This window comes from Faecalicoccus sp. (assembly GCF_036552745.1).
Classification (GTDB): Bacteria; Bacillota_I; Bacilli_A; order Erysipelotrichales; family Erysipelotrichaceae; genus Faecalicoccus.
In genome coordinates, this window is record NZ_JAXKBY010000061.1 from 1 (window position 1) to 20336 (window position 20336).

18 protein-coding genes and 1 riboswitch are annotated in these 20336 nt (G+C 38.5%); of the genes, 14 read left to right on the forward strand and 4 right to left on the reverse strand.

Going from position 1 to position 20336, the window contains the following annotated elements; all coding sequences use genetic code 11:
- The 9 genes from U0M88_RS02930 to U0M88_RS02970 all read left to right on the forward strand — a co-directional run.
- On the forward strand, positions 1–327 hold a 327-nt coding region (locus tag U0M88_RS02930), incomplete at its 5' end, for a NusG domain II-containing protein (protein WP_331868853.1).
- On the forward strand, positions 324–827 hold the full coding sequence (locus U0M88_RS02935; protein ID WP_022790629.1) for a Gx transporter family protein: 504 nt from the start codon (positions 324–326) through the stop codon (positions 825–827). The genes U0M88_RS02930 and U0M88_RS02935, both read left to right, overlap by 4 nt.
- Complete coding sequence (locus U0M88_RS02940) at positions 824–1078, forward strand: TIGR03905 family TSCPD domain-containing protein (RefSeq protein ID WP_294687827.1); 255 nt, start codon at positions 824–826, stop codon at positions 1076–1078. The genes U0M88_RS02935 and U0M88_RS02940 overlap by 4 nt, the downstream gene beginning before the upstream one ends.
- On the forward strand, positions 1071–1700 hold the full coding sequence (locus U0M88_RS02945; protein WP_331868854.1) for a hypothetical protein: 630 nt from the start codon (positions 1071–1073) through the stop codon (positions 1698–1700). Before U0M88_RS02940 ends, U0M88_RS02945 begins: the two co-directional genes overlap by 8 nt.
- 64 nt (positions 1701–1764) lie before the next feature.
- Positions 1765–2403, forward strand: a complete 639-nt coding sequence (locus tag U0M88_RS02950; protein WP_117445619.1) for a redox-sensing transcriptional repressor Rex — start codon at positions 1765–1767, stop codon at positions 2401–2403.
- A gap of 216 nt (positions 2404–2619) precedes the next feature.
- Positions 2620–3978: an asparagine--tRNA ligase gene (asnS, locus tag U0M88_RS02955; protein ID WP_300398430.1), complete on the forward strand. Its 1359-nt coding sequence runs from the start codon at positions 2620–2622 to the stop codon at positions 3976–3978.
- 132 nt (positions 3979–4110) lie between these two features.
- Entirely contained in the window at positions 4111–5511 is a 1401-nt protein-coding gene (locus U0M88_RS02960) for a polysaccharide deacetylase family protein (RefSeq protein WP_117445621.1), read from the forward strand.
- 42 nt (positions 5512–5553) lie between these two features.
- Positions 5554–6867 (forward strand): hypothetical protein, encoded by a 1314-nt coding sequence (locus U0M88_RS02965; RefSeq protein ID WP_331868855.1) that lies wholly within the window; start codon positions 5554–5556, stop codon positions 6865–6867.
- The gene (locus tag U0M88_RS02970; protein WP_331868856.1) at positions 6848–8716 is read left to right on the forward strand and encodes an ABC-F family ATP-binding cassette domain-containing protein; all 1869 of its coding nucleotides are present in this window, start codon (positions 6848–6850) and stop codon (positions 8714–8716) included. Before U0M88_RS02965 ends, U0M88_RS02970 begins: the two co-directional genes overlap by 20 nt.
- A gap of 214 nt (positions 8717–8930) precedes the next feature.
- Here the strand turns inward: U0M88_RS02970 and U0M88_RS02975 are convergent, their stop codons facing one another.
- Both U0M88_RS02975 and U0M88_RS02980 read right to left on the reverse strand, forming a co-directional pair.
- Entirely contained in the window at positions 8931–9515 is a 585-nt protein-coding gene (locus tag U0M88_RS02975; protein WP_331868857.1) for a hypothetical protein, read from the reverse strand.
- A gap of 75 nt (positions 9516–9590) precedes the next feature.
- Complete coding sequence (locus U0M88_RS02980; RefSeq protein ID WP_331868858.1) at positions 9591–9923, reverse strand: hypothetical protein; 333 nt, start codon at positions 9921–9923, stop codon at positions 9591–9593.
- 215 nt (positions 9924–10138) lie between these two features.
- Here U0M88_RS02980 and U0M88_RS02985 point away from each other — a divergent pair, with 215 nt between their 5' ends.
- Entirely contained in the window at positions 10139–11800 is a 1662-nt protein-coding gene (locus tag U0M88_RS02985) for a diphosphate--fructose-6-phosphate 1-phosphotransferase (RefSeq protein WP_117445724.1), read from the forward strand.
- 254 nt (positions 11801–12054) lie between these two features.
- Positions 12055–12750 carry a PD-(D/E)XK nuclease family transposase gene (locus tag U0M88_RS02990; protein ID WP_272003110.1) on the forward strand — a complete coding sequence of 232 codons (696 nt, stop codon included), beginning with the start codon at positions 12055–12057 and terminating at the stop codon, positions 12748–12750.
- Between the two features lie 57 nt (positions 12751–12807).
- On the opposite strand, the gene U0M88_RS02995 is transcribed toward U0M88_RS02990, so the two are convergent.
- Positions 12808–13410 (reverse strand): TetR/AcrR family transcriptional regulator, encoded by a 603-nt coding sequence (locus U0M88_RS02995; protein WP_117445722.1) that lies wholly within the window; start codon positions 13408–13410, stop codon positions 12808–12810.
- Between the two features lie 149 nt (positions 13411–13559).
- Between U0M88_RS02995 and U0M88_RS03000 the strand changes: the two genes are divergently transcribed.
- Together U0M88_RS03000 and U0M88_RS03005 are read left to right on the forward strand one after the other, a co-directional pair.
- The gene (locus U0M88_RS03000) at positions 13560–15647 is read left to right on the forward strand and encodes an efflux RND transporter permease subunit (RefSeq protein WP_168965423.1); all 2088 of its coding nucleotides are present in this window, start codon (positions 13560–13562) and stop codon (positions 15645–15647) included.
- Entirely contained in the window at positions 15640–17952 is a 2313-nt protein-coding gene (locus U0M88_RS03005) for a hypothetical protein (RefSeq protein WP_331868859.1), read from the forward strand. The genes U0M88_RS03000 and U0M88_RS03005 overlap by 8 nt, the downstream gene beginning before the upstream one ends.
- 48 nt (positions 17953–18000) lie before the next feature.
- Here the strand turns inward: U0M88_RS03005 and U0M88_RS03010 are convergent, their stop codons facing one another.
- Positions 18001–18519 carry an energy-coupled thiamine transporter ThiT gene (locus tag U0M88_RS03010; RefSeq protein ID WP_331868860.1) on the reverse strand — a complete coding sequence of 173 codons (519 nt, stop codon included), beginning with the start codon at positions 18517–18519 and terminating at the stop codon, positions 18001–18003.
- Positions 18520–18553: 34 nt separating this feature from the next.
- Positions 18554–18654: riboswitch (TPP riboswitch) on the reverse strand.
- Between the two features lie 793 nt (positions 18655–19447).
- Here U0M88_RS03010 and U0M88_RS03015 point away from each other — a divergent pair.
- On the forward strand, positions 19448–20336 hold an 889-nt coding region (locus tag U0M88_RS03015; protein ID WP_331868861.1), incomplete at its 3' end, for an L-lactate dehydrogenase.

The following is a 20336-nucleotide window of genomic DNA, read 5'->3' on the forward strand; positions in this document are numbered from 1 at the left end:
ATCTTGATGTTGATATCCCTTTCAAGCCTTTTCTTTTTATTGGGACATACGACACAAGCCAACAGGGCGGATGTGTATGTCAAGGAAGAAAAGGTTTTATCAATTGACTTAAATCAGGATGGACAATATAGCGTAGAGGGAACCAATGGCAAAGTCAACATCGAAGTAAAAGACCATGCGGTACGTGTAACACAGGAAAACAGTCCGCATCATCTTTGTTCTAAACAAGGCTTTGTTTCGGATTCAAATGTGCCGATCGTATGCCTGCCCAATGAGACAGTCATTCAAATCGAAGGTGACACAAAGGAAGACACGGTGATACAATGAAAACAGAAAAAATTGTAGAGTTATCCTTTTTGTGTGCTATTGGGATTGTTTTACAGATACTGGAAAGCTTTCTGCCTACCTCCTGGATCATTCCCGGATTCAAGATCGGGTTTGCCAATATCACGGCTTTGTTTGTATTAAAGATGTACGGTATCCAATCAATGTGGTTAGTCAGTGCCATGCGGGTTTTTCTGGCAAGTCTTTTACAGGGAACTTTGTTTTCGGTTTCTTTCTGGCTGTCGGCAAGCGGCGCTTTTCTGGCATTATGCGCTATGAGCATTGGCTATAAAACCGGTTGGTTTTCCATTTTAGGAATCAGTGTTCTAGGTGCGGCCTTTCACAGCATTGGCCAGGTTTTGATGGTGACATGGATCTATCAACAGTTTTTTATGCAGTTGTTTTTGCCGGTTTTACTGGCATTGTCTATTGTAAGCGGCTTATGCATCGGCGCTTTGAGCCAGCTTATGATGAATCGATGGAAAGGAAGAAAAAGTATATGATGTTTGTTTATAAACCACAAGGTGTATGTTCTCGTGAATTTCATTTTGAGATTCAAGATGGCGTAATCCAGTCTTTTGAAGCCATTGGCGGATGCAATGGCAATTTGAAAGGAATCGGACGTCTGTTAAAGGGAAGAGATGTAAAGGAAGTCATGGAGGATCTGGAAGGAGTAACTTGTGGCATAAAGAGCACATCATGTCCGGATCAGATTTCTAAAGCTTTGCAGGCGTATGTAAAAGAAAATGGCTGATTATTTTTTAGGGGCTTTAAAAGCGCTGGAAAGACGCTCTAAAGATAATGTACTGATCTTTTCAGACGTCTTGACAGAGCGTTTGGATGCTTTGGTAGAATCAATGATCTATCAAAAGATTTCCGATAACGATTATTTAAAGACATTGGAGCTGTACTATAAAAAATACCAACGGTTTGAAAACCATAAAGGCATGTACTTTTGTATCCTTCGCATGCAGCAGATCATGCAGTTAAAAAATGAACGAAAAAGACAAGAGAACTGGCGTTATCTGGAGTTTACATCGGATGGGGATAGCGAGGTACAAGAATTTTTAAAAGCTCATAAATCGTATTATCAAAATGTGGTATATGAATATACGCGGGTATTTTTATTGATTTTACTGACTGTTACGATTGCCATTTTAGTTCTCAGTGTTCTGGTCTTGCAAGTTCCGTTTTTGATCGGGTGGCTGGTATCTATCGCCTTTTATGGAGGTGTATGGTTTTTTGGTAAACAAAAAGGAATCGGCTTCCTGATGGAGAAACAGATTCAAAAACTGTATCCTGATTTAGATACGCTCTGTCAAAGATTGGATCGTTGTGTCATGAAGAAACAAAAGAAGCGAAAGAAAATTTTCTAAAAGACTTGTTAACATCTTCACAAAGCATAAAAAAATGCTAAAATACTTGTAGGAGTGATTAGACATGGCGACTAAAAAAGTACCAAAAGCGACCTTGCAGAGATATCCGTTATATTTAAAAGCACTGCGCCGTCTAAAAAAGAATGGCGTACAAAGAATCATGTCCAAAGAATTATCAACGTTTGTAGATATCGAATCCACAACGATTCGTAGAGATTTTTCCTTTTTAGGGAATTTGGGGAAACAAGGATATGGTTATGATGTAGATCGACTGATAGAGATTTTTAATGCGGAGCTTGGAGTCGATTTTGATGAAAAGATCATTTTGGTGGGAGCCGGTAACTTAGGGCGGGCCTTGATGAATTATAATAAATGGGATCATGTGGTTGGAGAAATTGCCTGCGCCTTTGATATGGATGAAACCAAAGCCGGAGTCCAGTTTGGTGTACAGATTTATCCAATGACACAATTAGAAGAAAAAATTCCGGAAGGCTGTCATATTGCCATTTTGACGATTTCCCATATGATACAGGAAACGGTAGATCGTTTGGTGGCTTGTGGCATTACCGGACTTGTGGATTTTACCCATGAACATTTTCTGGTGCCAAAAGGGGTTGCCGTGAAAGTTGTGGATGTGGTATCATCAATTCAAGAGTTGGTTTTTATCACCAATTCCATGGATACAAAGGCTAAGAAACAGTAGTTGCCATAAGTGATGCGTCAAAAGAGAGTTCTGTATGGTGAAAAAGAACCGATAGCTTATAAGCACAAATAACTGCGGAGCCGGGCTGGAGAAATAGCAGTAGTCAGCCTCGTTGGAGTGCGTTAATCTCAAGAGGGCTTTTTTGAAACAGGATGGTACCGCGGTTATATATCGTTCCTAACGGGACGATTTTTTTATTTTACAGGAGGAGAAAAGATGTTAGTCAAAAAGTTAAAAGAAGATTTTCAGAGTTTTGATGGACAAGATATCACATTGCAGGGATGGGTTAGAACCAATCGAAATTCGAAAGCTTTAGGATTTATCGAACTGAATGATGGTTCCTGCTTTGGCAATGTACAAGTTGTCTATTATCAGGAAAGTACAAAAAATTATGAAGCGATCAGTAAGATCACATTAGGCTCTGCGATTGAAGTTAAAGGAAAGCTGGTGTGTACACCGGATTCCAAACAACCTTTTGAAATCCAGGCTGAATCGATCGAAGTGCTTGGCTTAAGTGATCATGACTATCCTCTGCAGAAGAAGCGCCACAGCTTTGAGTATATGCGTGAGATTCCTCATGTACGTCCTCGTGCCAATACCTATTATGCGATCTTCCGCTTGCGCAGTGTTTTGTCCATGGCCATTCATACATTCTTTCAGGATAGAGGATTTGTCTATGTGCATACACCAATCATTACCGGTAACGATGCCGAAGGTGCCGGCGAATGTTTTACGGTCACAACTAGAGAAGATAATAAGTACGAGGAAGACTTCTTTGGCAAACATGCACAGTTGACCGTTTCCGGACAGCTTCACGTCGAACCATTTGCCTTGACGTATCGTAACGTTTATACCTTTGGGCCTACATTCCGGGCGGAAAACTCAAATACAACACGACATGCCAGTGAATTCTGGATGATCGAACCGGAACTTGCTTTTGCGGATCTAAGCGATAATATGGACTGCATTGAAGAAATGATCAAGTATTGTATCAATTATTGTCTGGAGCATGCACCGGAAGAAATGGCTTTTTTTGAAAAGATGATCGACAAAGATTGTATCAAACGAATCAAAGCTGTTGCCGCTTCCCACTTTAAACGTATGACTTATACCGAAGCCATTGAACATTTGGAAAAGGCCAAAGACCAGTTTGAAAATAAAAACATATACTGGGGTATGGATCTGCAAAGTGAACATGAACGCTATATCTGCGAAAAGGTTGTCAACGGACCGGTCTTCCTGATTGATTATCCAAAAGATATCAAAGCCTTCTATATGCGTGTCAACGAGGATCAAAAGACTGTGGCTGCCTGTGATTTACTGGTGCCGTATGTTGGAGAACTGGTTGGCGGCTCACAACGTGAAGAACGATATGATGTATTGGTAGAGAAATTAAAAGAATTAAATATCTCACAGGAACCTCTACAATGGTATTTGGATCTTCGTCGTTTCGGCGGCTGCAAACACAGTGGATTTGGATTAGGATTTGATCGTATGTTGATGTATTTAAGCGGTATCCAAAACATCCGTGATGTAGAACCATATCCACGTACACCACGAAATCTTATTTTCTAAAGAGTCGAAAGACTCTTTTATTTTGCGAATCAAGAAATTCGTACAAATAGTTTATGAATCTAAATAATTTAATAACCTTTCTATTTTCGGTTTACTATTGTATAATAAGAATATCGATGGAAGGAATAGATTATGAAGAAACAACCGCGGACATATAAGATTCGATATAAAAGAGTCTTTTTTGCCGCGGCTATTTTGTTTACCGGTATCTCGTTTCTCTATTTATTGTTTCACCCTGTCCTGTTAAAAGCCTCCACTATAGAGGTGGAAATCAATTCTGAGTTTAAACCGGAAGATCAGATTTTATTTGTACTCGGCGATGATAAAGAAGTAAAAATAGATGGAGAGGTCGATACATCGAAGTTAGGTGAATATACGCTTAACTACAAGTTTCATCAATATCAAAAGGAAGTAAAGATCAAGGTACAAGACACCAAAGCTCCTTCTATAACAACCAAAAATCTGAAAACAGATATGATACAGGACATTGAGCCAGCTTCCTTTATTGAAAAATGTGAGGATGCAACAGAAGTTACCTATCATTTTGCGAATCAAGAAGATTTTTCCAAACCGGGGCGGTATGAAGTTCAAATTATTGCCACAGATCAAGGAAAAAATGAAACAAAAACAAGCGCTATCTTAGAGCGCTGTGAAGACAAACAAGGTCCGACGATTGAACATTCGGATAAAAGGATCGAATTTAAACAAGGGCTGCTTCCTGATTTTTTGGAAGATGTATCCATCAAAGATGATTTTGATGAAAATCCTTCATTAGATACGGATACTTCACAAGTTAATTTTGATCAGCCGGGTGATTATACCCTCATTTATATCGGTAGGGATCGTTCCGGTAATGAAACACAGAAAACAAGAAGTTTGACAATCTTAAAAAATGAGGAATTAAACCAAAAAATCGTTTATTTAACTTTTGATGACGGACCAAGTAAAAATACAGAGCGAATTTTAAAGATTCTTGATCAGTACGATGTCAAGGCTACATTCTTTGTGACGGGGAATCAACCTTCTTATAACGATTGGCTAAAAGTAGCTCATGAAAAAGGACATACGATTGGCTTGCATACCTTTACACATGATTTTGCCAGCGTTTATTCTTCAACCGATGCTTACTATGACGATTTGCGAAAGATACAAGATATGGTCAAGGACATAATAAGTGAAGAAGTCAAATTAGTCCGGTTTCCCGGTGGATCCTCCAATACAATTTCTAAACAATATTCGCCCAAGATCATGACGATCTTGACAAAGTCCCTTCAGGATAAAGGTTATCAGTACTTTGACTGGAATTGTGATTCAGGGGATGCCAGTGGAAATAATATTCCGGCAGATACTTTGATTCAGAATGCAACAGCCTGTCAAAGTCAATATATCAATATTTTGATGCATGATACAGCAGCTAAAGATACGACTGTAGAGGCATTACCTAAAATCATTGAACATTACAAATCAGAAGGCTATGTGTTTAAGGCAATAGAGATAGATTCTTTTGCCCCACATCATGGAGTCAATAACTAGGGCGCTCTTTGCGCTCTTTTCATTTTTTGATATACTTAGGGCATGACAAAAAGAAAACTGCATTCACGATTTAAACACCCTAGAATGATCATTGCGATTGTCGTAGTGATCTCTTTGATCAGTGCTGCTCTTTTCCTATATATGAGTCGTCCTACGGATATTGATCGTTTACAGATGACGGTGTTAGAAAAAATGGATTCCGATGTTATTGAAGACAATGTGAAAAAAGGGTTTACAGAAACATTTGAAATCCAGGATTATGGCATTTATGGTCAGACTCTATCCTTCTATCAGGGAAAATATGGACAAAAAAAGACAGATTCATTGATTGGAACCATGGTCGTTTTACGGAATGTGGAAACCAAAAAGGAACTGGGCTTTGCGATCGGAGAAAGTATTGATTCAGGTATTCAGCTAGGTACTTTGGATCCGGGATTATATGAAATCTATATTTATGAAAACTATGAGAAGAAAAGAGTCTATTTTGAAGATGCTTTCGATAGTGAAACATTTAGTACGATGCGCAATGATAAGCATGTAAAGGATATCACATTACATGCATCCAAAGAGTATTTATCAGACTTTGGTATTTCTTATAAACTGAATTACGCTTTTTTGGAAGTCAATGAGAATATACCGCAAGTTAAGGTTGCGGATGTGGTTTTAGATCCAGGTGGAAATATTTATAACGAGTTTAGTATGCAGAATGAACCGGGCATCATTACCGATTGGATCAATGAGCCGCAGGAAACATCCAGTTTTGCCGTACTTGTCCAAAAGGAGCTAGAATCTAGAGGATTAAAGGTCTTATTGACCAGAGAAGCTGATGATTTTGACAGCTATTATGGTTCCTCTTCGCGTGTAGGTGTGGGATATAAGGCTAAGGCCAAGGCTTTTATCAGTTTTGAAGTGTATGAAGATGATGAACTGCAGTATCCTTATATTTTGACATCGAATTATACGAAAGGACTTTTAGCCAATGAAATTGCATATGCTTTTCGATCACAAGATCTAAAGATGGCATCCATTACCAGCAACAGCGTACAAAACAGTGCGGTCGTAATCGATCCCGGACAGAGTGAGGAAGGACAGGATCGTGTGTATGATGTATATCCACAGTTAAGAGAATCCGGTGGAAAACAGACTTTTACCGGTGTGTTGGAGAATTCATCGGCCAATCAAGGCTATGAAGATGTGTTTGGAATGGAGAGCATTGTTTTCATGCTGGCAAATGGAAGCAATGAAGAAAGTGTTCAGTATTATCAGAAAAATAAAGAGCAGATGGCAAAGACAATTGCCGATGCGATATGCGATTATTATGGAATAGGTGAGAACAGTGAAACTGCAAGTCAGTAATATAAAAAAGAGCTATGGGGCGCAGGATGTTTTGGAAAAAGCTACTTTAAGCATCCGAGATAAAGAAAAAATCGCATTGGTTGGGAAAAATGGATGCGGTAAAACAACCTTGTTGAAAATAATTTGTGATAAAGAACAACCTGACCAGGGAAGTCGTGTTGTCCAAAATGGAGTGCGTATTGGATATTTGGCACAGATTACTTTTTCGAACACCGAACATACGGTGTATCAGGAATTAAGTGGTGCCTTTGCCAGAGTAAAAGAATTGGAAACGAAGCTTCATGAGCAGGCAAGTATCTTGGAAACCGATGCCAGCGAAAAACAGATGGAGCGCTATGCTCGTTTACAAAGTGAGTTTGAGGCATTGAATGGATATCAATATGAAGTGGAATTAAAAAACGTATTTTTCCATTTTGGCTTTGAAGAAGACGATCTGTATAAAACATTAGACGAATTCAGTTCCGGACAAAGAACACGAATTGCGTTAGTTAAGTTGTTGTTGTCAAAGCCGGATGTGCTTTTGTTGGATGAGCCAACCAACCATTTAGATATTGAAAGTATCGAATGGCTGGAAAATTATGTCCGACATTATCCAAGTGCGATCGTTCTGGTCAGTCATGATCGAATGTTTCTAGACCATGTGGTCGATGAAATTATTGAGATCGAATACGGTGTGACAACACGTTATGTGGGGAATTATTCACATTATGTGAAAGCCAAAGAAGAATTTATCAAAAAAAATCATGAGGCGTTTTTGCGTCAGCAGGCACAAATTCAACGTCTGGAAGAGTTGATCGAAAAATTTCGCTATAAGAAAAATAAGGCAGCTTTTGCCCAAAGTAAAATTAAATACCTGGAAAGAATGGATCGCATACAAGATCGAAAAGCGGATACATCATCCATGCATGCGACATTTCAATGTGCCAGAAAAGGTGGAAAACAGGTGCTGGAGGTTGAAAATCTAAAAATCGGGTATGATAAACCTCTATCGGCTGTTAGCTTCTCATTGATCAAAGGACAAAGAATGGCTGTTGTAGGACCTAATGGAATAGGAAAGAGTACTTTGATCAAGACATTGATGCATAAAGTACCGGCGTTATCCGGACAGTTTCATTTTGGACATCAAATTGATGTTGGTTATTTTGATCAGGACAGTGCTCATCGAAAATCGAATAAGACGGTTATCGATACTTTATGGGATGTATCTCCGGATTTGACACAGACACAGATTCGCAATACCCTGGCCAGTTTTCTATTTACACAGGAAGAGGTCTTTAAAGAGATCAATACGCTTTCCGGAGGAGAAAAAGTGCGTCTTGCTTTAGCAGAACTGATGTTGATGGAAGACAATTTGCTTTTGCTGGATGAGCCAACCAACCATTTAGATATCCCTACAAAAGAGGCTTTGGAAAAGGCTTTGGAAAAATATGATGGAACGATTTTATTTGTTTCGCATGATCGTATGTTTTTATCTAAAATGGCCAATCGAGTGCTAGAAATGGGACAAGACTGCAAAGTATATGATTGTACTTATGCTGAGTATATTGAGAAAAAAGAAGCGGGAACTTTGTTGGAAGCACAGCCGCAGATAGAAAAATCGAATGTGTCTGTGCAGTCATTTAAAGATCGAAAAGCTTTGAAAAATCGAGTGGATCGACTGGAGCAGCTCCTTGAAGCGGCACAGGAAGATTTAGAGGCTCTTCGAGAATTACGATATGAACCAGAGTACTATCAAGACTATCAGAAAATGGAAGAGTTGGATCAGCAAATTGATGATAAGCATAATGAAATAGCACACTATACACAAGAATGGGAAGAAAAGATGGAATTGTTGGAGTCTATGTCCTAAAGAATAAGCCCTTATGGTTTGGAGAACACAGGGCTTATTTTTTAGTATTTAATGAATAAAATATACTTTCAAGCTTATATTTCAACCATTGTTCAGGCGATTACTGAACATTTCATTAAGTGATTACAAAAAGGCAACTTGTTAAATAACTGCCTTTAAAAAAATGGTAGAAATGGATTTCAATGCTAGAAAATACACAAATTAATTGAGACAATTAATTAAGGTTTAATCTTTTTAAAATTTTAGGCTGTAATTCTTTTTTGACATGAAGAATAGAAAAGGCTTGTTGGATATCCGAAATCGTACCACTTTCAAGTAGGAATGTGATATTTTGAACAAGGGTTTCATAAGCTCCCTGTTTTCTACCTTCTTTTCGACCTTGTTTATGGCCTTTTTGAATCCCTTTCGCTATTCCTTCTTCACGACCTTTTTTTAATCCATAATCCTTCCAAGCCAGAAAAGCACCCTGACCAAACGTACACATTTCTTCAACCTCCTTTCTTTCCTCTTTCGCCAACAGTATATCATACTTATTTTCTAGGATTAATAGAATTTGTTCGAATTCTCTATCCGATAAAAACAACAATGACAATAGTTCCATAATGTCTTTGGGGCCTTCCAGTATTTCCTCAATGGATTTGTCTTTCTTGGATTGGATACCGGGATATAAAATCTGGATCTTGGATATCCCATAGACTTCTGGATCAAATCGAAAGTTTCCTTTTCTAAGTTTCTCTTCTGTTGTGTATTCCAGCCAACAGTTATCCTTTTTTCCGGCATGGCGCAAACAAATCCACAAGGAGCGAACATCCAGGATATCATCGTAAGAATCATCCTGAAATCCCAGGGAATGATTTTGTTGACCGGCAATGAGTCAAGATCCATAATAAAGACCTCGACGAGGAAGATGATATTTATAGGATTCCTCTCCCTGTGCTTCAATATGGATCAAAATGGATCGATCCGGATGTAAGGGATGTTGAAGGACATACAACAGATCATAGATGATTCTGGCCCCAGGCATACGAAGATCTTCCGGATTCAAGGTAATGATCTTGGAATGGGAAGAGCTTGGCTGAATCAGAGGAACTATTTCGTGTAGGGACAGATGCTTACATTCGTCCAGACACTGTTGAAGAAGAGCAGTCTGAACCGACTTAAAAGAGAGAATGATTTTTGACTGGGTATCAAAATAATGATTTTCCATTTCAAGCACGGTTCCCAGTTCATTTAATTGTGATATACAAAAATACCTCCTGCTTATATATACGTAAACAAGAATCAAAACTATGAATTTTTTAGAAAACTTTTTAAAAAATGATAAAAATCATGAAGTGAATGTAGCCAGAATCCATGCGGTGACAGTTTACTTTTCTTGATGTATATTCTATAATTTAGACGTTGAAAAAAAGGAGATCTAGTATGAAAATTTCATCATTACAAAAGGCAAGATATGAATATTCGCCAAAACTTCCTGGAATGTTAAGACATGGAATTTCTGCCATCTGTGTCAAGGAAGGTGAAGAAACACAAAGCGTTGCCGATCAGGAAACGATTAAAGCATTGTTCCCAAATACTTATGGGAAAAAAGAAATCACTTTTGAAAAAGGTGAAAATACATCGGAAGCTAAAAAACAGGTTGTCGGTGTTATCCTTTCCGGTGGTCAGGCTCCAGGTGGACACAATGTCATTTGTGGCTTGTATGACGCTTTAAAGGCAACAAATCCGGAAAATGAATTATATGGATTTAAGAATGGTCCCAGCGGGTTGATCGAAGATGATTATTTGATCTTTGATGATGAATATATTGATGAATACAGAAATACCGGAGGATTTGATATCATCGGTTCCGGACGTACAAAACTGGAAACACAGGAACAGTTTGCCGTAGCTGCTGAGGTCTGCAAAAAACATGGTATTACAGCTATCGTAATCATCGGTGGAGATGACTCTAACACCAATGCAGCTGTATTAGCGGAATATTTTGCAGCTAATAACACTGGTGTACAGGTTATCGGTTGTCCAAAAACAATTGATGGTGACTTGAAAAATGAAGATATCGAATGTTCTTTTGGATTTGATACGGCCACTAAGACATACAGCGAACTGATTGGAAATATCGAACGTGATGCCAATTCCGCTAAGAAATATTGGCACTTCATTAAAGTTATGGGACGCTCTGCTTCTCATGTTGCTTTGGAATGTGCTCTGGAAACACAGCCGAATATCTGTTTGGTATCTGAAGAAGTTTCTGCCAAGAAAATGTCTTTATCACAGATTGCCGATTACATTGCCGATTCAGTAGAAAAACGTGCTGCCAAAGGTATGAACTTTGGTGTTGCCATCATTCCGGAAGGTGTAGTAGAATTTGTACCTGAATTCTCTAAATTGATTGCGGAAATTAACGAATTGTTAGCCGGAAGCAAAGCTGATGAATTTAATGCTTTACCTGCATGGAAAGATAAATATGCTTTCATCGAAAATGGTTTGACAAAAGAATCGATGGATGTATTTGCGATTTTACCGGAAAGTATTCAGCAGCAGTTATTCTTAGAACGTGACCCTCATGGAAACGTACAGGTTTCTTTGATTGAATCTGAAAAATTGTTCTCTGCTCTGGTTGCCGATAAACTGGCACAAAGAAAAGAAGCCGGAACTTACACAGGTAAATTTAGTGCCTTACATCATTTCTTCGGATATGAAGGACGTTGTGCATTCCCATCTAACTTTGATGCGGACTATTGTTATTCATTAGGATACAATGCCTTTATGTTAATTCAGTATGGTTACACTGGATACTTATCTAAGATTTCCAACTTGTCAAAACCAGCTAATGAATGGGTTGCCGGAGGTATGCCGATCACTAAGATGATGAACATCGAAAGACGTCATGGAGAAGACAAACCAGTTATCAAAAAAGCGTTAGTTGAATTGGAAGGAAAACCATTTAAATATTTTGAAGCACATCGTGAAGAATGGGCTGAAAACACATGTTATGTATATCCAGGTGCTATCCAGTATTATGGACCGGCTGATGTATGTGACATCACTACAAAAACTTTGGCTTTAGAACAAGGTGAATAAGCTTACATTTTTAGATGAAAAACATCAGAAATATGAAATCATAGATCATTGGCTCTGGCTGATGATCTTTTATTATGCAATGGCAAATGAGCCTATAAGTTATCTGCACCTAACGAAAAGATAAACAATTTTTAATAGTTTTTTGATTTTTTTTGCGTATCTAATAGTGAGGCTATTGATACAGTAGAGTGAAATTAAAATAAATCTGCCTTCTTTTACAACATTGTATCAATAGTCGAATAAGGAGGTAATTTATGGTGTCAAAATTAGTGTTAAAGCATGATGTGGCTTTTAAGACGGTCTTTGGATCGGATGATGAAAAAAATCAGATTGTTTTATGTTCATTGTTGTATGCATTGTTGGGTAAGAAGGTGAAGTTTGTTCAAATCACGGATAATAGATTCATAGATAATAGTAAATCGTGTGTGAACCTTGTTGCTCAACTGCAGAGCGGTCGAAAAGTTATTGTTGAGTTGGAGATCGTCAATCCACGAGAGGATATCATGTATGAGATGATGCTTGATCTATATGCGATTTATGGCAATCAGGAGCTTAAAGGGGATGAACTCGATCTGGGCTTGAAGAGTTCATATAAGATTGGGATTGCGGATTTTGTAGTGGATCCTGACTTTGAGGGGTTGTTGACAGAATTTGACTTACGAAATAAAAAAGGACAGCCGCTTGGCAGAGATCTAGAAATCATAGTATTAAAGATAATTCAACTGGTCAAAGTTCCTGTAATGGATCCTGATCAGATGAGCTTGCTGCAAAAATGGTGTTTCTTTATCAAATACTATGCAGACGATAAAAAACAAGACATCATCCAAGAATTGATTCGATTAGAAGAAGGGATCGCAATGGCAGATAAAATCATCAATCGAATGGATTCAAAGGTAATTGAGAAGCTCAATAAAGATTACTTTAAAAATATCGAAACATGCAAGATGTAGTTTCAAACAAGTAAAGCAGGAGTATTCTGAAAAGACATCCTCCTGCTTTTAAAATCATCAGTCTTTATAATTTTTGAGTATGGCTCTAATGACCTTGAATAAATAAGGCTTGTATTCCTGAAAAGGAAGGGGTTTTTGATACAGAATAGAGTTGTAACAAGTGCTTCCTACAGTTTCGATGATAATGAATAAGATAATATCCGGTCTTTTAAAGGTATAGCCACTTTTTTTGGCTAATAAAGTAAACTGCTGAAGCATACCGATTTCTTCATTATCCATTGTCGTCTGTAGTTGTTCATGAAAGATGCCCCAGGATAGGTTACGTTCGATAAATTTTAAAATAGCCGGATTATCTTCTAAGCTCAACAAAACCTGATTAATGATGAAAATGATCGCATCTTCAAAATTTTGAATATCATTTTTCTCCAGCTTTTCTCTGGCTTCCTGAAACAAACGAGCTGCTTCTTTTTGAATCAGTACGTCACGAATCTGGTATTTATCTTTAAAGTACAGATAAAAGGTTCCTTTCGCTACATTGGCTTTTTTTACGATATCCTGAACGGTTACGGAATGGATATCTTTTTTTGTGAACAGGTCAAAAGCGCTGTCTAAAAGCGCTGTTTCTTTATTTCTTTTATTTTCCAATACTTTGGATTTCATACTATCACCACGTACAGTATAGACAAAAATATACGTTTGGTCAATTTTTATTTCTTAATATAAAGGTTATATTAAAAATTATTTTAAATAATTGACTAATAGTCATTTTTGTACTATACTCATGTCCATGTTGAGAAAGGATAGAGAATATGGATAGAATTTCTAAGTTTATTGTCAGATACAGAAACAAGATTTTACTTGTTGCTGTACTGCTCTTGATTCCCAGTGTGATCGGTTATTTAAATACGGGAATCAATTATGATATTCTTTCCTACCTGCCTAAAGAAGCGGAATCGATGAAGGGACAGGAAGTCCTGGATAAGGATTTTAATCTGGCCAGTGTAGGAATGATGGTAACCAATGATCTTTCGGACAAAGAGGTTGTTTCTTTAAAAGATAAGATTGAAAAGATCGACGGGGTCAAAAAAGTCTTCTGGCGAGATGATGTTTTGGATATCACCTTTCCTAAGGAAATGATACCGGAAGCCCTTCAAAAACAGTTATATTCCAAAGATTCAACTTTGATGATCGTTACCTTTGAAGAAGATACAGCTTCGGAGAAAACGATGGATGCGATTGCGAAGATCAAAGAAGTATCAAACAAGGATTGTTATTTAGGGGGAATGAGTGCTATTGCGCAGGATACCAAGGATCTGGCTAATTCAGAGACTGTCAAATATGCAGTGATTGCTGTTTTGTTAAGTCTGGTTGTGCTGTATTTAGGACTTGAATCTTCTGTAGCACCTTTGATCTTTATGTTGGGTATGGCTTTTCCCATTATCTATAACTTTGGAACCAACATCTTCTTAGGAAAGATTTCTTATATTACACAGGCTTTGGCGATGATCTTACAGTTAGCAGTAACAATGGATTATTCGATTTTCCTTTTACATCGCTATCAGGAAGAAAAGAAAAAAGCAGAGAATACGAACAATGATATGGCCATGGCTAAGGCCATTCAGGCTACTTTTGTTTCCATCACATCCAGTTCAGTGACAACGATAGCCGGCTTTTTAACACTTTGTTTCATGCAGTTAAGACTGGGTGGCGATATTGGTATCGTTATGGCTAAAGGGGTTGTGCTGGGAGTCATTTGTACGATTTTTGTTCTACCTAGTCTATTGATGATCTTTGATCGCCAAATTGAAAAATATACACATCGGACATTGATTCATGAACTCAAAAAAGTGCCTGGCTTTGTAGTTCGACATGCCAAGTTTTTGCTGCTGATTGGAATTTGTATCTTTATTCCTATGGGTTTTGCACAGGCTAATGTCAAGCAATACTATGATTTGACCAGTACATTGCCATCTGATCTTTCCAGTATGAAGGGAACGGAAGAGCTGAAAGATAAATTTAATATGAATACGACTCACTTTATTTTGGTCAGTGATACATTGCCGACAAAGGATATCCAGGAACTTTCCAAAAAGATTGAAAACATTGAGGGGATTGAAAATGTACTAGCTTATGAAAATTTTGTCGGTGGTGGTGTTCCCGGTACATTTGAGCCGGAAGCCATTAAAGATATTTTTGAAAATGGCGGCTATAAACTGTTGATTGCCAACAGTGATTATCATGCGGCTACGGATGAAGAAAATGAGCAGTTGGACAAGATCCATGAAATTTTGGATCAATATGACAAAAAAGCGCTGATCACTGGTGAGGGCATGTTGTCAAAGGATTTGATTACCACGACCAATGAAGACTTTAAGGTCGTAAATGTATTATCGATTTTGGCAATTTTTGTGATCATCTTGATTACGTTTAAATCAATTGCGTTACCGTTTATCTTAGTGCTGGCGATTGAATTGGCAATCACGATCAACATGGGTATTCCTTATCTGACACATACGACATTGCCGTTTATTGCCGGTATTGTGATCGGTACGATTCAGTTAGGGGCCTGTGTGGATTATGCGATCTTGATGACAACGCGATTTAGAGAAGAACTCAGTTTAAATAAGAGTGGAAAAGAGGCTATACGAGTTGCGATTCAAAAGACATCCCCTTCGATTATTACCAGTGGTTGCTCCTTCTTTGCGGCTTGTATTGGAGTGTCTTTGATTTCACGTATGGATTTGATTTCCAGTCTTTGTGAGCTTTTGGCAAGAGGAGCCATCATTTCTGTCATCAGTATTATTTTCATCTTGCCAAGCATGCTTTTATTAGGACATAAGCTTATTGAAAAAACAACGAAAAAATGGCCGACAGCTAAGGAGGATCAGTATGAATAAAAATATTAAGGTAATGGGCAGTGTGATCTTAAGTGCCGTATTGGCACAATCGATGCTTCCATTTCATGTGTATGCGTTAGAGGATGAAAATCCGACCCAGAAAACAGAAACTGTCTATGCGGTTTTAAATGCCGATGGATCGATATCGGATACAATCGTATCCAGCTGGCTGCACGATGATGACGGCATCCATAACATCAAAGAAACCTTAGATGAAACCGATGTAGAAAATGTTAAAACCGATGAGGAACCAAAAGTAGATGGAAATGTCTATACATGGAACAGCAAGGGCAATGATATTTACTATCAGGGTAAAACAACAAAACAGCTTCCCATTGAAGTAAAAATTACATATGAGTTGGATGGACGTCAATTAAGCGCAAAAGAAGTTGCTGGACAAAGCGGACATTTGAAATTGACGATTCACTTTGAAAATTTGGAATCAAAGACGGTCTATGCGGATGGAAAAGCTATTACTGTTCATCCCAGCTTTTTAGCCGGAGGTCTTTTAACTTTGGATGCGAATCATTACGATAATGTATCGTGTTCCAATGGAAAAATCGTGAATGATGGTACAAATGAAGTGCTGGCCTTTGCCAATGTACCGGGATTGGCTGGTACTTTACAGGACGCCGGATTAAACAAGGTCATCGATCAGTTACATATCAGTGATGATACAGTGATTGAGACCGATGTAAAGGATTTTGATTTAGGATCGATCATGATTGCCATGAGCAATGAAATATCTTTGGATGAATTGGCTGGTCAATTATCCATCGGGGATCTGACAGGCGGTATCGATCAGCTGGTGTCGGCTTCCGATCAGTTGTTAGATGGTTCTAAACAGTTGTATGAAGGTACGACAGAACTAAAGGAAGGGGTTAAACCTTTAACGAGTGCTACACCCCAGATTCAACAGCTGGCTGATGCATCAACACAATTACATACAGGCTCCAGCTTATTGTTGGATGGAATCAAAGCATATACACAGGGAGTAACACAGCTGGATAAGGGAAATCAAAAGTTAACAGCTATACCAACCGCTATGCAGCAAACTGTGCAGGGTAGCACATCCTTATCGCAAGGTGCCCAAAAACTGCAGGCCGGGCTTGCACAACTGGAAGAACAGGTAAATGGGCTGGATAAAAACACCTTAGCAAAACTGACACAGGCGATGGATACGACCAAGCAAGAATTAACAACATTACAAACACAGCTTTCGACTTCAAAAGAAGCTTTGACTTCATTAGAGAACAGTTTACAAACGGTTCAGCAGGCTATGGCCGGTTTGGATACTTTCCAGACACAATTTGAAACTCTGGTGGCTTCGGTAAATCAAACTGTAGAGAGCGATCAAAGCAAGATTCAAAGTTTTAATGCTCAGTTAGAAAGTGCAAAACAGGCGCAGGTGCAGGCACTGCAGTCTTCGATTCAGGCCTTACAAGCCAGTAAGTCTGCAATTCCACAGGAAGATACAACAGGAGCCGCTTCTAAGATTGATGAACAGATTGCCAGTCTGCAGACTCAATTACAAGTTGTTCAAAGTATTGATGTTCAGGGTTATACACTGGAAACATTAGATGCACAAAAAACGCAGCTGCAAGTCTTGCTTTCTCAGACTAAGCAGTCTTTGGAAGGTCTGTCAAAGGTCATGGAAGGTACGAAATCAGATATGCAAAAGCTGCAGACATCTATGCAGACAGCTGCTCAGTCCATGGCTACCTTAGAACAAATTATGACAGGTGTTCATCAGAATATGAGCGATCAAGATTTTGTTCAACTCATCACGAAGCTGCAGGGTGGAGTCAGTCAGTTAAAAGCAGGGGCTGATCAGCTTCATACGGGCTCAGTAGCTTTGGAATCAGGTCTGCAACAGATTCAAAGTGAATCCAAGACAGCTGTTGATCAGTTAAATGCCGGTTCTCAACAAATCGTATCTAAAAATGAAGAATTGATCAGTGGTGCCTCCTTATTAAATGACGGAACAGCACAGTTGGAAGGACAAAAATCAAAATTAATGGAGATGAGCGATGGTCTTGTACAGCTGCAAAGTGCTTTTGATACATTGGAGAATGGTGCCAAACAGCTTTATGACGGACAAAGTCAGTTCAATGAGCAGGGTATGAATCAATTAAAAGAAATGGTCGATTTGACAACAACGGAATTTAACACACTACAAACTGTGTTTGATCAAATCGATGCATTAAACAAGGAACATAAGTCGTTTGCGGGTACACCGGATAATTCGGAAAACATCGTTCGATTTGTATTCCGAACCAAGGATATCGAATCAAAAGATGAATAAAAAAATGATCAGCAGGATACAAAAGCGTATCTGGCTGATCTTTTTTTGTTACATCTGTTTTTTCATATGAGGTTCTAAAAGCTTCATCATCAAAGGAACCAGAACGATACCTAGAATAAAGGTTGGAATCATGTAGGTTGCCTGATATGCGATGGAACCCCAAAGTGGTGTTTCCCAAACCACAACACCGCTGATCGTTGAACAGATAAAGCGGATCGCATTTGTTACAAGTACACCGGAATAGAAATAACCAAAGTTTGGAAATAGGCTGGCTAAGCCATAGGCTGCAAAGGCAAGCAGATAATCCAAAAGAAATCCGATGAGTGTTGGTGTGTACATAGGCCCGGTAATAAATTGGGCAAATACCGCAACTACCGCAACAAATAATCCTTTTTGCCATCCTAAATGATAGCTGGCAATCAACAAAGCCAGTGTGGATACACCTAAGCTTCCACCATTAGGCATTTGCAGGATCGGCATGGTATTAATAAAAGTATCCAATACCATAAAGAGGGCTACATAAAAAGCCATCAACACAACATCTCTGACTGATAAATTCTTTCCCATAAAAAAACACCTCCATTTGAGGCGTAAGGAATTCAAAAAAACTTTGAAGACTCCCTACGCTAGAATTACCTAGATCAGGTCATAAGGGACCGTATAAATACATCTCAGCCTAAATAGGCGCCCCTGTCTTGACTTGTATATTATAATCGAAAAGAAATTGATTTTAAAGCATTTTGTTGTAGCTTTATAATACTAGATTTATATTTTTTTATGGTATAATCAAAATCGTACACTAAGAAGGTTTTGTATACGCTACCGTTGATGTCTCAAAAGATACAAAGAGAGCAGTTTTAATCCTTTTACACTTTATGCGTGAACTGGCTGATTATGAAGACTTGTATCTGCAATCATAATATCGTAATAAGGAATATGGAAAAGCAATCCTAAGAGAATTAACTCGCATTGCGGTAGTGAGGATGTGGGCGTTTGGATTGGAATCAATCCAGTGTTGATTTTTATCTTTCTCTGGGTGCAAAACTAATGTCAGATTGGACAGTGTATCGAAGCAGTGAAACGGCCCTGCAAACCACGGCAGAAGAATAAGGGCATGCAGAAAATGAAGAATCGAAAGGAAAAGGAGTTTGTATGTGGATCTTATGTACAGCATTCAGCTTAGTATTTACAATAGCTCATATTTGGCATAGAGCATCAAAAAGGAAAGGTTCTGCACTGTTGTTAGTTCTTTCACTTTTATCTGTAACTTTTAATCTATTATCGCTCTATAATCAAATCTTAGAATGGGTCCGGCATCAGGACTGGTCGGCCTTAGAAGATGTAGTGCCGGCGATACAGCCGATATTGCTTTTTTATGTAATGCTTATTATCCTTATTAATCTTTTTTTATACCATGGAAATAAAGGATATAAAGCCTATAAATAGATATAACAATGAAAGAATGATACAATACGAAACAGAAAAGAGGAATATTATGAAATTTCAAAAATCAAAGGTTGTGATCGTTGGTGTTGGCAATGTAGGAGCAACGACGGCTTATAGTATTATCAATCAGGGACTCTGCGAAGAAATCGTACTGATCGATGTCAATAAAGAAAAAGCAGTGGGGGAAGCACTGGATATGCAGCAGGCCATTCATTTTATGAATCGAAACATGGTGGTTCGTGCCGGAGAGTATGCAGATTGTAAGGATGCGGATATTGTCATCATTACGGCTAGTGCACCAATGCCAAAAGATTCGAATGATCGTTTAGAAATGTTGCAGCCAAGCATTCATATTATGAAAGATATTGTTTCATCTGTGATGGGAAGCGGCTTCAATGGAATTTTTATTGTTGTGTCCAATCCGGTCGATATCATGACGTATCTGGTATGGAAATTTTCAGGACTTCCTGCCAGTCAGGTCATTGGAAGCGGCACCGCTTTAGATACGGCAAGGCTTTGCTGCAGCCTGGCTTCAATGTATGATCTGGATTCAAAAAGCGTACATGCCTATATTTTGGGCGAACATGGTGATAGTGAGATGGTTGCCTGGTCTTCTTCTACGATCGGTGGAAAGCTGTTATCCGATGTATTGAGCGATAATGTGGAGCGTACCCAAAATGAGACAGAAGAAAGTCTTTTAAAACAAACCAAACAGGCAGGCTGGGAAATTTTCAGCCGTAAAGGAAATACCTGTTATGGAATTGCCGCTTCTACAACGGCTATCGTAAAATCCATCTTGTTTAATGAAAACCGAATTTTACCTGTGAGTGTTTTGGTCAATGGCATTTATGGTATTGAAAATGTGTATTTATCGGTGCCGACCATTTTAAATGGTTCCGGTGCTAAGGAAACGGTTGAAATTCGTTTAGATGAAAAGG